The organism is Desulfovibrio sp. SGI.102 (assembly GCF_050314315.1).
In the GTDB taxonomy this organism is placed as follows: Bacteria; Desulfobacterota; Desulfovibrionia; order Desulfovibrionales; family Desulfovibrionaceae; genus Desulfovibrio.
Genome location: NZ_JBNPNC010000013.1, coordinates 19,568 through 33,329, shown reverse-complemented (window position 1 = coordinate 33,329; position 13,762 = coordinate 19,568). Strand labels below are relative to the sequence as shown.

9 protein-coding genes are annotated in these 13,762 nt (G+C 65.7%); 6 read left to right on the top strand and 3 right to left on the bottom strand.

From position 1 onward, the window contains the following. Positions 1-33: 33 nt before the first annotated feature. Positions 34-1,323, bottom strand: a complete 1,290-nt coding sequence (locus ACQRCJ_RS04725) for an aminotransferase class I/II-fold pyridoxal phosphate-dependent enzyme (RefSeq protein ID WP_303994802.1) — start codon at positions 1,321-1,323, stop codon at positions 34-36. A 298-nt stretch (positions 1,324-1,621) separates the two neighbouring features. Here ACQRCJ_RS04725 and ACQRCJ_RS04720 point away from each other — a divergent pair, with 298 nt between their 5' ends. Genes ACQRCJ_RS04720 through ACQRCJ_RS04695 form a run of 6 tightly spaced genes read left to right on the top strand, consistent with a single transcriptional unit; the run spans position 1,622 to position 10,545 of the window. Continuing rightward, on the top strand, positions 1,622-5,284 hold the full coding sequence (locus tag ACQRCJ_RS04720; protein ID WP_427799416.1) for an acyltransferase domain-containing protein: 3,663 nt from the start codon (positions 1,622-1,624) through the stop codon (positions 5,282-5,284). 22 nt (positions 5,285-5,306) lie between these two features. Next, positions 5,307-6,770 (top strand): TolC family protein, encoded by a 1,464-nt coding sequence (locus ACQRCJ_RS04715; RefSeq protein ID WP_240937639.1) that lies wholly within the window; start codon positions 5,307-5,309, stop codon positions 6,768-6,770. Then, a complete protein-coding gene (locus tag ACQRCJ_RS04710) occupies positions 6,770-7,663 on the top strand; it encodes an HlyD family secretion protein (RefSeq protein WP_168934925.1) in 894 nt (297 codons plus the stop codon). The genes ACQRCJ_RS04715 and ACQRCJ_RS04710 overlap by 1 nt, the downstream gene beginning before the upstream one ends. Positions 7,664-7,666: 3 nt before the next feature. After that, positions 7,667-9,088: an oligosaccharide flippase family protein gene (locus ACQRCJ_RS04705; RefSeq protein WP_427799415.1), complete on the top strand. Its 1,422-nt coding sequence runs from the start codon at positions 7,667-7,669 to the stop codon at positions 9,086-9,088. A gap of 58 nt (positions 9,089-9,146) precedes the next feature. Beyond that, positions 9,147-10,067, top strand: a complete 921-nt coding sequence (locus ACQRCJ_RS04700) for a 4Fe-4S dicluster domain-containing protein (RefSeq protein WP_304045195.1) — start codon at positions 9,147-9,149, stop codon at positions 10,065-10,067. Further along, complete coding sequence (locus tag ACQRCJ_RS04695) at positions 10,057-10,545, top strand: FeS-binding protein (RefSeq protein ID WP_168934927.1); 489 nt, start codon at positions 10,057-10,059, stop codon at positions 10,543-10,545. The genes ACQRCJ_RS04700 and ACQRCJ_RS04695 overlap by 11 nt, the downstream gene beginning before the upstream one ends. Before the next feature lie 286 nt (positions 10,546-10,831). On the opposite strand, the gene rlmN is transcribed toward ACQRCJ_RS04695, so the two are convergent. Together rlmN and ACQRCJ_RS04685 are read right to left on the bottom strand one after the other, a co-directional pair. Beyond that, a complete protein-coding gene (rlmN, locus tag ACQRCJ_RS04690; protein WP_427799414.1) occupies positions 10,832-11,905 on the bottom strand; it encodes a 23S rRNA (adenine(2503)-C(2))-methyltransferase RlmN in 1,074 nt (357 codons plus the stop codon). 218 nt (positions 11,906-12,123) lie between these two features. Next, positions 12,124-13,458 carry an HD domain-containing protein gene (locus tag ACQRCJ_RS04685; RefSeq protein WP_168934929.1) on the bottom strand — a complete coding sequence of 445 codons (1,335 nt, stop codon included), beginning with the start codon at positions 13,456-13,458 and terminating at the stop codon, positions 12,124-12,126. Between the last annotated feature and the right edge of the window lie 304 nt (positions 13,459-13,762).

Here is a 13,762-nt window from a genome sequence, read left to right as displayed (position 1 = left end):
GGCAGGGTGCCCGGCCTCGTGCTGTGCGACAGACTAGGCGTTCTGTTCGTCCTGGTGCTCGCGGCGGAATTTCTCCACGATCTCCTGGGCCACGGGGATCTCTTCGACCACGGTGTCGATGGTCTTGCGGATCTGTTCTTCCGTGTGGGAGGCGGAAAGGAAGAAGCGCAGGCGGGCGGCGCCTTCCTTTACGGCGGGGAAGGTGATGGGCATCACATAGATGCCGCGGGCAAAGAGGCGGGTGGCCAGGAAGCCGCTGACCATGGAGTCGCCCACCATGATGGGCACGATGGCGTAGCCCTGGGCGGCGCCGGTATCCAGGCCCTTTTCCTGGGCGTAGTTGAGGAAGAACTGGGAGATCTTCTGCAGCTTGTGCACGCGCTCGGGCTCACGCTGCATGAGTTCCAGGGCCTTGTGGCAGGCAGCGGCCACGATGGGAGGCATGCCCACGCTGAAGACGAAGCCCGGGGAACCGTACTTGAGGTATTCCACCAGCTCCTTGCGACCGGCGATGAAACCGCCGCAACCGCACATGGCCTTGCTGAGGGTGCTCATCCACATGTCCACTTCGTTGGCGTCGATGCCGAAGTATTCGTGCACGCCGCGGCCGGTGGCGCCCAGCACACCAAAGGAGTGGGCCTCGTCCACCAGCAGCATGCAGTCGTACTTCTTCTTCAGCTCGATGATGCGCGGCAGGTCGGGGATGTTGCCGTCCATGCTGAACAGGCCTTCGGTGACGATGCAGGCGCGCTTGTGCTTGCCGCGGTGCTCCTTGAGCATCTTCTCCAGGGCATCGCAGTCGTTGTGCTCGTAGGAGTAGCGGTCGGCGCCGGAAAGGCGGGCGCCCTGCATCAGGGAGTTGTGGGCGAGACCGTCATAGAAGATGGCGTCGCGGTGACCGAAAAGGAAACCCAGGGTGGAGACGTTGGTGGCGTGGCCGCTCACATAGGCGATGCAGTCCTCGACACCGTAGAAGTCGGCCAGGGCGCGCTCGAGCTGGCGATGGGGCGGACGTTCGCCGCCCACCAGGCGGCTGGCGCCGGCGGAGCTGCCGAAGACCTTGGCGGCTTCGGTGACGGCTTCGGTGATCTCGGGATGGGTATTGAGGTCCAGATAGTCGTAGGTGGAGAAGTTGATGTACTCCTTGCCATTGATCACCGTGGTGGCCTTAGCCGCCCGCTCGTGGCACAGGAAGAGCGGGTTTTCCATGCCCATCTTGGCACCCATTTCCACCATGCGCTCAAACGACAGTTTGGAGCGCAACCGTGTGAAACTGCTGGTGCCGCTCTCCTGGGCGTTCTGGCTGGAGTGGTTTTCTTTCATTCCGGATCCTCTCAGATATAGTATAAAAACCGTACGTTACAGGTGACGTACAGTAAACGTTCCGGGCAAACTGCCCGTAAAAATTGTTTTTAACGGCTAACCATATCCCAAGAGTTCCACCAAGGCAAGCGAGAAAGCCTCGCGGTTGGCGCGGGCTGGACAAGCGGCCTGAGATGGCCTAAAATTTGCTTTTAACATTGTGATAGAATGGCCGCGGCTCCCTTGGGCAGCGGGCTGTACATACCGGACCCCTCCGGGTCCCTTACCCGCCGGTGGCGGTATTCCCGGTATCCTTACGATGCAACGACCCGAATCTTGCGGAGCGTCTGCGGCTCTCGAACTTTGGCCCCTTGCCGGGCGCGAGGGCGCCGACAGCGGCGAGTCCTGCCGCCTGCTCCTCGAAGAAGCTTCCCGCCTGCCCCAGCTCCGGGGCAAGGCCCCCCGTCTCGTCCTCAGTCCCGCCGGCAGCGGGCAGGCCACGGCCGCCGCGCTCGACATGCTCCGTCCTCTGGCTGTCGGGCTTTGGCCCGGTCTTGAGCCCGAGGCCCTTCCGGCTGTCCCCGGTCCCGGCGATCTGGCCCGGCTGGCCGGTGGAGACCGTTCTGTCCTGCTCCTCCAGCCCCGCCCCGAAGGCCCCTGGGAAGGCATGCTGCTTGCCCGCAAGGATGACGTGGCGGCTCCTGCGCCGGAGGCTGCCGTGGTGAGCATGCCCGACATGCCCGCATCGTCCTGTGAGCCCGGAGAAGGGGAGATCGCCTGTGACGGCGTGCGCTTCGCCGACCTGCCGCACGGCGGGGCCATCTGGCACGCAGGCTCCGTGGTGCCCGCCTGGCGTCAGGAACTGCTGGCCCTCGGGGCCCGTCCCGATGCCGCGGCCCTCGAAGCCATGGGGCAGCGGGGCATCTGGCTGCATCCGCAGGGCGACGTGCCGCCGCTGGCCGTCATGTGCTGCGGCCAGGGGGCCGTCTGGCCCGGCATGGGCCGCGAGCTCTACGACCACTTCCCGGCGGCCCGGGCCGCCATGGACCGCATCGCCCGCGCCGCCGACTGGGACGTGCTGGCCCTGCTGGACGAGACCGATGTGGAAAAGATCGGTCTGACCCGCTGGCAGCAGCCCTACCTCTTTTTGCTGGAATACGCCCAGTGGAGCCACCTGGCCTCGCTGGGACTGCGGCCTTCCCTCATTTGCGGGCACAGCCTGGGCGAGCTCATCGCCCTGTGCTTGGCCGGTGTCTACGAACCGGAAGTGGCCTGGTACATCCTGGACACCCGTTCCACCCACATGGCCGAACTGGAGGCCCGCGCCACCCGCGAGACCGGCATGATGGCCGTGCCCGCCGAGGCCTCGGTCATCGAAGAGGCCCGCAAGACCTGGCCCCAGCTCTACGTCTCCAATTACAACTCCCCGCGCCAGTTCATCATCAGCGGCCCCCGCGACGTGCTGCTGGAGGCCCGCAAGAGCCTGCGCAAACGCCGCATCCCGGCCATCATGCTCAACGTGAGCCTGGCTTTCCATCACCCCAGCATGCGCGTGCTGCGCGACATGTCCCTGCGCCGTCTCAATGCCCTGGCCATGCAGGCGCCGCAGATCCCCATGCTCAGCTGCATCACCACGCGCCCCTATCCCGACGACCAGCCCGGCATCTGCGAGCACATCGGCGACCTGGACGAGAATTCCGTGCGCTGGGTGGAATGCGTGCAGGCCATGTGGCAGCGCGACGGCATCCGGCATTTCGTGGAAGTGGGCCCGCAGGATACCCTGTGCGGTCTGGTGAACGACATCGAGCCGCAGGCCCTGTGCCTGGCTGCCGGCCGCAAAGGCAAGGAGGCCGAAGGCATGCGCCAGACCTGCGCGCGTCTCTATGCCCTTGGCCATCTGACGCATGACGGCGTGGCGCGGCACCGGCAGCGCTGGCTGGATGCGGCCCCTGCTCCGGCCGCCTCTGCGGAGGCCCCTGCCGCCCCGGCGGCGCGCGCGGCTGCTCCGGCCAGGGACGAGCTGCCCGAGGCCGCCCGCAAGGTACTGGAGATCCTGGCCGCTGCCTGCGGTCGTGACGCGGATTCCCTGAAGCCGGAGATGGATCTGCGCTATGACCTGGCCCTGCGCTCCAGCCGCTTCCCGCTCATCGTGCAGGAAGTGGAGGAGGAACTGGGCATCAGCGTGGATTTCGAGGCCCTGCTGCACGTGGCCACCGTGGGCGACCTGCTGCGCGTGCTGGCCAGCCTTGCCCCGGCGGAGAGGGAGCCCGGAGAGGTCGCTCCCCTGAGCGCGCCGCAGCACGGCTCCGGTGAAGATCTGCCGCCCCTGTGCTGCTTCGATCTGGGCTGCTGCGACGAAGACGGCCGGCCGTTGCCTCTGGTCCTTGATCCGGCCGCCCGGGGCATGGGTGCCCACGCCGGTGACGTGCTGGCTGTCTGGGGGCCCGATGCCCAGGCATTGCCTCTGGCCGAGCTGCTGGGGGCGCTGGCTCCCCTAGGCATGACCTTTGCCCTGCCTGATGCCGCGCTGGAAGATTGTCTGTCGCTGGAGCAACTGGGCGGCCACCTGTACGGCCTGTCCGCGCTGACGGCCCTCACGGCCCTGCCCGAGACCGTGCATCGTGCCTGCGGGCGCCTGGACGGCATCCTGCTGTGCGCGCCCGCGGACAGGGCGCTGGCCGCTGACGAGATGGAAGCGCTGTGCCGCTCGGCCAAAGCCTGCGGTGTGCGCTATGTCTATGCCCTGCGCTGGCTGCATGCCGGTGATGCGGCCCATGCGGCCCCCTGGCAGGAAGCCGGTGAAGCGGCCGCCCGTGAGCTGGGCCTGCCCTGGCGGGTGGTCTGCGTGGACGACGGCGGACGGCCTCCCATCCCCCGCGAACTGGGCGACCTGCTGGCCCGTGCCCTGACGCACGGGACGTCCGACAGGGTGCTCTGGCGGCGCGCCCCGGCCGATGCCCCCGTCCGTGACTGGCAGTGGCTGGAGCGGCCCGAGCTCTTCCCCCGTGTGTTTTCCGCCGCTGTGGCGCACGAGGCCATGCCCTGGCCAGAAGCCGCCCGGCCTTCTTCCCGCCAGATGCTCGCCTGCGCGCAGTTCTCCCGCTATGCCGATCCGCGTCTTGCCGGGCATGGTGCCCTGCCGCAGGGCGGCCAGCCCTGGCTGCCCCTGAGCGAACTGCTTCAGACCATGCTGGAGAGCGGTCGTTTGCAGCTGCCGTGGCTGGAACCCACCGGGTTCTCCGACCTGCGCTTTGCCGCGCCCCTGCCCCTGCCCGAGGCCGTGACCCGGGAGTGCCGCATCACGGCCCGTTCCCAGTCCTGGCTGCTGCAGGACGGCGTGATGACGCGCATGTGCCATGTGCGCCTGCAAAGCCGGGATCTGGCCCCGAACCTGCGGCGCATCAACCATTTTTCGCCTCTGGCACGGGGCATGGTCTTCCTGGCCGCTGCCGCGGGGAGCCTGCCGCCCCTGTGGGACGGCGAGATGGCCGTTACCGGCCCTGATCTGCCTCTGGAAGACTTCTACGCGGGCTGCGGTATGGCGGAAGGCTGGCGACTGCTGGAAGAGCTGGCTCCGGCGGGCGATGACCTGTGGCAGGGCCGCTTCGACGGCATGGCGCAAGGCATTGCCCCGGCTGGCAAATCTGGCTATTGTAGCTTGCTGTCCGCTGTGGACGCCATTTTGCAGGCAGCCTGCCGTATCATGGAAGAGACCGTCCCCCGGGCGGAGCTTGCCGGAGGACGTCTGCTCTGGCCGCAGGGCTGGCGTCTGAGCGGCATCGGCTTCATCCGTTTCGCGGACACTGGGCTGCTGTGCGGTGCCCGGATGCCCTGGCGCATCCAGTTGCGCCGCGGCTGGGACGATGAACGTCTGCAGCGCTATGACGCCCAGGTCGTGGATGCGGACGGCCGGGTGCTGCTGACATTGCACCAGATGGAATTTGAAAAGGATGTCCGGCCGCAGGAAGGCGCCGGTGCCTAATATTTGTCGCAAGGGAATGACCATGACGAAAAGAAGGGTTCGCTGGAAACGGGGACTGGCTGTGGCGGCCTTGTGCGCCGGGATGGCGCTTTCGGGATGTGCTTCGCAGAAGGCTGGGTCGGATGCCCCGGAACTGCCCGCCAAGCACTGGCTGGAAGACGTGCCCGGTGTGCCGGTGGAGAACAAGGGCAAGCTCGAGGCCGTGATCCCCAACCTCTATGACCCGGCCAAGAAATTCTCGTTTGAGGATTGCGTGTTCCTGACCATCCAGCAGTCGCCGCTGTTGGTCAACAGCGCCGTGGAACTGGAGATCAAGCGTCTGGCCCTGACCGATGCGGTCTGGAAGTATCTGCCCGAACCCCGCATGACCGTGGAAGTGGGCAATACCCTGACCTATTACAATGCGGACCGTGACGACGTGCCCAGCAATTACGGCAAGGTGGTGCCCCGCATCGGCTTCTACGCGCGTTTCCCCAACCCCGTAGAGTCCTATTTCAATCATCAGGCCCAGAAGATCATGGTCAACCTGGCCATCTCCACGCACCGCAAGGCCGTGGGCGAGGCCATCTACAAGGTGGCCCAGGCCTATCTGCGTCTGGAGGCCAAGAACGAGATTTTGCGCATCCAGAAAGAAGTCGCTCCCCTTGCCAGGGAAACGACCCGTTACTGGGAGCAGCTGGAGTCCGCTGACGGCCGTCAGGGCGTGGCCCTCAATCTGGCCCAGCAGCACGAGCGCGAAGTGGAGCTGACCAGCGAGCGCATGACCATGGAAGAGGTCATGGAGCGCACCAGCCTCAAGATCCTGGCCGGTGTGGAGCCGCAGCAGCGCCTGAACATCGACAGCAAGAGCGCCAACGACATCCTGCGCGGTTTCAACGGCAAGGATTACCGCTGGGAAGACCGCTGGCTGGTCACGGAAGACAATCTGCTGCTGCGTTCCCAGATCCGTCTGGGCGATTACAACATCATGCTGGCCTGGGCCGAATACGTGCCCGACATGACCATCCGCGTGGACAAGAACCCGCCCGCCGGTCAGTACCAGCCCGCTGACGGCCAGGAAGACTACTTCTGGCGCCTGACCTTCGACTTCCCGCTCATCGACTGGAACCGCCGCTATCGCGGCGTGCAGGCGGCCCGCATGAAGAAGGCCCAGGCCTTCCATGAGCTGTCGCGCAAGCGCACGGATTACTCCAACACCTGGCTGCAGTGCGAACAGCGCGTGGCCCTGGCCGAGACCAACCGCCGCCTGGCCAAAGTCCATTTCGAAACGGCCGAGATGCGCTACAAGGAAGCCCGCATCTCCTTCGAGACCGGTCTGGGCGACATGCCTGCCATGAGTTCCGCCCACGAGGCCATGGTCCAGAGCCGCATCAAGCTGATCGAAGCCGAACTGGAACTCAAGCTGGCCAATCTGGAATGGATGTACGTCGCCAACCTCTTGCAGGAACGCTTCCTGGGCCTTCCTGCCACGGAGATTGAAAAATAATGAAAAGACTGACCGTTTTCTGGGCCCTGCTGGCCTGTCTGCTGCTGGCCGCCCCGGCCATGGCCGTGGAGACCACCGCCACCGGCAAGGTGGTGGCCACCGTGACGCGTGATGTGCGTCTGCCCTTCAATGCCGTCATCGACGAGGTGCTGGTCCGTCCCGGGGATGCCATCAAGGCCGGGGATCCGCTGGTGCGTTATCATCTGCAGGACGAGGCCGAACGCGTGCTGCAGCGCGAAGTAACCACCGGTGCCGCCACCGAGAGCCTGCGCGGCCAGATCCTCGATCTGGAGCGCGAACTGGTGCAGGCCCGCGCCGAGCGCAATCGCGCCAGCCAGCTGGCCGCTTCCGGGCTGGGCTCGCGCCAGGCCCTGGGGCGTCTGGAAGAGAGCGTGCGCTCCCTGCAGCACCGCATCGAGCTGACCCAGATCTCCATCAAGAAGAACGAAGAGAGCTTCCGGGCCCGCCTGAAGGAACTGGAAGGCTATTACGGCCAGCCCATCCGGGAGGGCGAGACCCTGCCGGATCAGCTGGTGCTGACCTCCCCCATCGACGGCTATGTGCTGCAGCTCATGCCCAACCTCAATCCCGATGTGCTGCTGCCTGCCCAGGCCACGCCCGTGACCGTGGGCCAGCTGGATCCCGTGCTGATCCAGGTGCCGGTCTATGAAGGCGACCTGGGCCGCATCAAGGAAGGCGGCCATGCCCGCGTGGAGATCCCCTCGCTGGGCGACAAGGTGTTCTCGGCCACCATCACGGAGATCTCGTGGATCTCCACCAACATGGATGTGGCCCAGCCCTCGTACTACACGGTGGAACTGACCGTGCCCAACAGCCAGCTTGAGCTCAAGCCCGGCTTCAAGGCGCTGGTGCGCTTTGGCGCTGCCGAGTAGCCCATGAAGCTGAAAAGCCTGCCGCGCCAGCTGGGATACATCCTGGGGGCCCAATGGACCAGGGACCTTTCCTGGACCATCTTCACCATCCTGCTGGCACGGCGCAGCCCCGAGATGCTGGGCCAGATCGCCGTGGCCCTTTCCTGCGGCTATCTGGTCAAGACCGTCTCGGACGTGGGACTCAACGACTTTCTGCTGTCCACGTTCGCCCGTCGGGAAGAACGCCCCCGTACCCTGCTGGGCGAGGTGACGGGCCTCAAGACCTGCTTCATGATGCTGGCCCTGATCGTCACCTGGTTCGTGACGGACTGGCTGGGGTACAGCTTCGAGCTGCGGCTCATCGTCCTGTTCATCGCTACGGGCTTTGGTCTCGACGGGGTGACGGACTCTTTCTTCGCGCTCTGCCAGGCCCGCGGGCGGCAGGACGTGGAGATGCGCATCCGCGTGCCTTCGGCCCTGCTGGGCATAGGCTACGGCATCGTCTGCGTGGTGGCCGGAGCGCCCCTGATCTTCATCGCCCTCTACAAGCTCATCGAATCCGTCCTCTGCACGGGCTTCGCCTTCCGTGCTCTGGGCCGCAATCCCTTCGTGGGGTTCGGCTACGACAATGTGCGCGACCTGGCCGTGAAGATGAAGAGCGGCTTCATCTTCACCATCATGGCCGCCTGCGCCATGTTCTACAACAAGATCAATGTGTTCTTCCTCAAGAACTACGGCGGCGACGCTGCCGTGGGCGGCTACAACGTGGCCTGGGAGACCGTGGAAGGCCTGTCCGTGCTGGTCTCCAGCGCGCTGCTCGGCAAGGTCATCTTCCCCTTGCTGGCCCGCTACTGGGCGCAGGACAGGGCCGCGTTCCGTCAGCTGGCGGGGCAGACGGCCCGCTCGCTCTGGGCGGCCTCCCTGCCGCTGATCTTCCTGATCTGCGTGGAGAGCGACCGCTTCCTGCCCACCATCTACGGCCCGGGCTACGAGATGGCCGCCACGGCCCAGCGCCTGCTGACGCCCTGCCTGGCCACGGCCTTCCTGCACAATCTGGCGGCCTATGCCATGATAGGCATGAGGAAGCATACCCTGCTGCTCTTTTTCTATCTGAGCGGTCTGGTGGTCAACATCGTCTGCTGCCTGACCATCATCGAGCCCATGCCGCTGGAAGGGGCCGCGCTCTCCCTGACCGCCACCAAGGTCTGGGTAGCCATCCTCACTGTGGGCTATTTCCAGTGGGTGGCCCGTCCCATGAGCCTGGGACAATGGCTGCTGATGCTGGCCGCCATCGCCGTGGCCGTGGGCCTGTGGTGGTCGCTGGGCATGATCCTGGCCCTGCCGCGCGAAGTGGCGGAGCTGGCCGGCCTGCTGCCCCTGCTGGCGCTGTTCTGGTACTGGCGCCCGCCGCCGGCTTTTGAGAAGGAGCAGCGTCAGGAGGCCTGATCATATGGAACGACGCGGCTTTCTCAAATCGCTGGCAGGTGCCGGCCTGGGAGCGGGGATGCTCTCTGCCTGGGGAGCTGCGACCCCGGCTCAGGCGGCCGGGCTGGAAGATTGCCTTGCTGTGGTCGTGGATGTGGATGCCTGCACGGGCTGCGGGGCCTGCGTGCAGGCCTGCCATGAGCGGGCCTCCGCCCGGGTCCCCCAGCCGGTATCGCCCATCCCGGCTTCCCGCTGGGGCCGGGACAGGAAGCCCGACTGGTGGGGACGGCGCAACGTCACGGATCGCCTGACCCCCTACAACTGGCTGTATCTGCAATCCTGTACCGTACAGACGGCCCGGGGCGAGCGCCGGGTCTTCATGCCGCGGCGCTGCCTGCAATGCCTCAACCCGCCCTGCGTCAGCCTGTGCCCGCTGGGGGCCGCCCGGCAACGTCCCACCGGTGCCGTCTACACGGAGATGTCCCTGTGCTTCGGCGACAGCCAGTGCATCGCCGTCTGCCCGTGGCACATCCCGCGCCTGCAGGCCGGGGTGGGGCCCTACCTGCATCTGGCGCCCGGTTACCTGGGCTACGGCCAGACCTTCAAATGCGATTTTTGTGAAGACATCATCAGCGACGGCAAGCCCCCGCTCTGCGTGGCAGCCTGCCCGCACGGCGCGCAGCATTTCGGCCCCTATGCGGAGATGACGGCCCTGGCCCGCCGCATGGCGGAGGAGCGGCACGGCGATCTTTTCGGTCTGCAGGAGAATGGCGGCACCTGCCTGATCTATGTCTCGTCCATCCCCTTCCGGGATATCGAAGCCTCATTGCTGCGGCAGGGGCTGATCTCCGCCGGACGGCCCAGCCTGCGCCCGGCCGGGGCCAGTCTGGAACGCGAGAACGATCTTGTGGGCACGGTGCTGGCTGCGCCGCTGGCCGGGGCCGCACTGGCCGGCCTGCGCCTGCTGCGCGACCACTGGAGGGACAAGGATGAGGACTGAGCGCCGTCCGCTGTTCGGCTTCCTTTTCCGTTTGCTGTGGCGGATCAGCGTGGTCTGGGCGGTGGTCAGCGGCTTCGCGCATCTGCCCGTGATCTACCGCTACGCCGAAGCGGCCCTTCCCTGGCTGCGGCCCGCAGCCTATTCGGGCACAGTGGCCCATTATTGGGCCGCAGCGGCCATGCTCTGTCTGACCAGCTACGCGGCCATCGTCTGGCTGGTCAGGGGCTCGCGCAGCTACAGCCTGACCCCCTTCGGCATGCTGCGCCTGGTCTTGCTGGCCCTGCTCATGCTTTCCGGTCTGGGCCTGATTCTGCACAACTTCCAGGACTTTTCCTTCTACGGCCCTGTGTACACCCTCATCAAGCATGGCCACCTGGGCTGTGCGTTGCTCTGGGCCCTGCTGGTCCTTGTCCGTCTGGCCCGCCGCGGGCTGTGGTGGGATCGCCGCCGGGGCACGGGGCGACGGGCCCGCGCCTGAGCTTGTCAGCCATGCTCCACGGCATGGCCCCCTATCGTTCCGGATAACGAAAAAAGACGCCCTGAGGGCGTCTTTTTTGTTTGCACGTCTCTCTTTCCGGACATTTGTTTTTCTGCGTCCAGAGGGGCGCTGGGAGGGGATAAAAAGGGTCTCCTAATCCTGTGGCGGTCTTCGAGCTGCTTTCCCCATCTGCTCTAGAAAAAGCGCGTTTGAAGAGGATGGGGGACGGGGAAGGAGGCACGTTAGCGCGGGCAAAGGGCCTCCTTCCCCCGGAAAGCATTCCTGTCTAGGCCTGTTCCCCGGCCTCGTTCTGGCGGGCGGCCTTGAGCTGGCCACAGGCCGCCTTGATGTCCTGTCCCTTGCTCTTGCGGATGATGGCCGTGATGTTGCGGTCCCAGAGGTACTGCTCGAAGGCCAGCACGCGTTCCGGCGAGGGGGCCTTGTAGGGATCGCCCTCGGAGGGGTTGTAGACGATGAGGTTGAGCTTGCCCTTGACGTCGCTGACCACGCGGGCCAGCTGCCGGGCCTGTTCCAGACCGTCGTTGACGCCGCCCAGCAGCAGATATTCGAAGGTGATGCGCTCGCGGGTCTTGAGCGGATAGGACTTGAGGGCCTGGAGCAGGTCCTCGAGGGGCCAGCGGGCGGCCTTGGGCATGATGCGGGCGCGCAGTTCCTGGGTGGGAGCGTGCAGGGACACGGCCAGATAGGCCAGGCCGCTCTCGCCCAGTTCGCGCAGGCCCTTCTCGATGCCGCAGGTGGAGACCGTGATGCGGCGGGGCGAGAAGTTCAGGCCCTTGTCGTTGTTGAGGCTCTCCAGGGCGCGCATGACGTTCTTGAGGTTGAGCAGGGGCTCGCCCATGCCCATGAAGACCAGGTTGCGCAGCACGGGCCAGTCGGGGCGGGTATCGCCCAGGTGCTCGCGGGCCACCAGGATCTGGCCCAGAATCTCGCCCATGGTCATGTTGCGCTCGAAGCCCATGGTGCCGGTGCTGCAGAAGGTGCAGGCCATGGCGCAGCCCACCTGCGAGGACAGGCACTGGGTCCAGCGGCGCACGCCTTCGCGGGAGTCGCTGGGGATGAGCACGGTCTCCACTTCGGCGCCGTCCTGGAGGCGGAGCAGGAACTTGGTGGTATCGTCGCTGCTCTGTTCCACGGTGACGATCTCGGGCCAGCGGATCTCGGCACACTGGGCCAGACGTTCCCGGCAGGCTTTGGAGACATTGGTCATGGCATCGAAATCGCGGGCCATCTTCTGCCAGATCCATTGCCAGGCCTGGACGGCCCGGAATTTGGGCTCGCCCAGCTCGTTCTGCATCCAGTCGGTGAGTTCGGGCAGGGTATAGTCGAGGAGATTGATCATGGTCTTCGGGGGTGCCACGGCAGGGCTCGACCGTGGGTTGGAGGACAGGCAGGGCGGCGGGGCGGCTGTGGCCCCGTGTCCGGCACAAGGGCCGCCTGCCGGGAAAATGCCGGAGCGGGAATATGAGAGGGAGAGGGAGACGGCATGGCGCCGTGCTTCCTCTCCCTTATGGTCGTGTCGGAGCGGTCCCGTTTGGGGCCGCAGGGTGCGGGAGGCGTCTAGCCCACGGACTTGCGGGCGTATTCGCACACGAAGTGCAGGGCCGAGGCACGGTCCGTGACTTCGCCCGCGATCTGGGCCTGGAGCAGGGCATCGCGGATGACGCCCACCAGCGGGCCGGGGGCCAGCTTGGTCTCGCTCATGATCTCGTTACCGTTGAGCAGGGGCTCCAGCATCTGTTCGGGGGTCTCGGCACGCTCCAGATACTTCATATTGTGGTTGAAGTAGGTGTAGCTGCCGTCGCGGGCCTGGATGTCGGCACGGGACATGGCGATGAGGCGCGGGTATTCGTCCAGGGCCTTGAAACGGCGGATGCCGCGGTCCGTGAGCATGAAGTGGAAGCGCATGTGGTAGCGCACCAGATGGCAGAGCAGGTCGATGTCTTCAGGGCTGAAGTGCAGACGGCGCAGGATCTTGCGGGTGACCTTGGCGCCCACGCGGTGGTGCTGGTAGAAGGTCCACTGGCCGTCGAAATATTCGCCGGTGAAGAGCTTGCCCACATCGTGGAAGAGCATGGCCATGGTGCCCAGCCAGTCGTAGTGGAAGCCTTCTTCGGGGTAGTGGCGCATGCACTCCAGGGTGTGGTCGAAGACCGTCTCCTCGGTGTCGTCATCATCGTTGCGGCGCTGGCGGATGCAGGCCAGGGCGGCCACTTCGGGGATGAGGCCCTGGAGGATGTGGGCGTCGAACATGAGCTTCACGAAGCGGTACATGGATTCGGCGGCCACTTTGCGCCATTCGTCCATGATGTCGGCGGCGGGCACGTAGTCCAGCACGCGGGTGGACGAACGCACGATGGCCAGCCAGGTGTTGGGCTCGATGGGGATGTCGAAGTTGGCGGCGAAGCGCAGGGCGCGGATGGCCAGCAGGTAGTTGTGGCGCAGGGTCTCGTCCGGCAGGCCGGTGAGCTGGATGAGGCCGCCCTTGACGTCCATGAAACCGTCATAGACGTCCCCGGTGGGGGCCGGGCTGCCGAAGCCGGTCATGCGCAGCTGCAGGCGCTCCTGAGGATCCATCATGTTGGCCATGGTGGGGGTGATGCGCAGCAGGGAAAGCTCGGGATGGCTGGCATCCTCCACTTCCAGGGCATAGAAACGGAAAAGAACGCCGTCTTTTTCCATCTGGGCGATGGCACGCTGGTCCGGCTCGACGCGGGCTTCGGGGAAGAGCTTGAGAAGCGTCTCGAGGTCGGGCTCACAGGCGATGTCCACAGCCAGCTGTTTGCTGTGTTTCAAAAGATGTTCCTGCACGGGCGCATTGATGACGTGGGCGTCATAGCCGTTGCGCAGCAGGGTTTTGCAGATGGTGATGGCGTCTTTTAGCGCTTTTTCCATGAAAACTCCTCAAGCGGCAAAGCCGCATCCAGGGAAATCCCCGGCATACATGCGTTGTGAAGGCCTGACCGCATTGCAGGCCGCTGATTTCAGTATCGGCGGCAATGGGGGCAAAGTCAAGCAACAGTGCGCTCCGGGCGCGATGTCTCCCGGTGGCAAAAGGGGCTGGAAACGATGCCCTGGCCTGCGGGGAGAGCCTTGCCCGGATGCCCGTAAAAGCTGCCGGGGCGCCCCTCACGACCGCCCCCGGAACGCCTGGTGCGGGCAGGATGAGAAGGCATGAGTCCCGGCATCAGGCCGTGCG

Excerpts from the sequence above, each read along its gene's own strand:
- ACQRCJ_RS04700 (WP_304045195.1), top strand. The coding sequence starts at position 9,147 with ATGCTCTCTGCCTGGGGAGCTGCGACCCCGGCTCAGGCGGCCGGGCTG.
- ACQRCJ_RS04705 (WP_427799415.1), top strand. The coding sequence starts at position 7,667 with ATGAAGCTGAAAAGCCTGCCGCGCCAGCTGGGATACATCCTGGGGGCC.
- ACQRCJ_RS04725 (WP_303994802.1), bottom strand. The coding sequence starts at position 1,323 with ATGAAAGAAAACCACTCCAGCCAGAACGCCCAGGAGAGCGGCACCAGC.
- ACQRCJ_RS04695 (WP_168934927.1), top strand. The coding sequence starts at position 10,057 with ATGAGGACTGAGCGCCGTCCGCTGTTCGGCTTCCTTTTCCGTTTGCTG.
- ACQRCJ_RS04685 (WP_168934929.1), bottom strand. The coding sequence starts at position 13,458 with ATGGAAAAAGCGCTAAAAGACGCCATCACCATCTGCAAAACCCTGCTG.
- ACQRCJ_RS04710 (WP_168934925.1), top strand. The coding sequence starts at position 6,770 with ATGAAAAGACTGACCGTTTTCTGGGCCCTGCTGGCCTGTCTGCTGCTG.
- rlmN (WP_427799414.1), bottom strand. The coding sequence starts at position 11,905 with ATGATCAATCTCCTCGACTATACCCTGCCCGAACTCACCGACTGGATG.
- ACQRCJ_RS04720 (WP_427799416.1), top strand. The coding sequence starts at position 1,622 with ATGCAACGACCCGAATCTTGCGGAGCGTCTGCGGCTCTCGAACTTTGG.
- ACQRCJ_RS04715 (WP_240937639.1), top strand. The coding sequence starts at position 5,307 with ATGACGAAAAGAAGGGTTCGCTGGAAACGGGGACTGGCTGTGGCGGCC.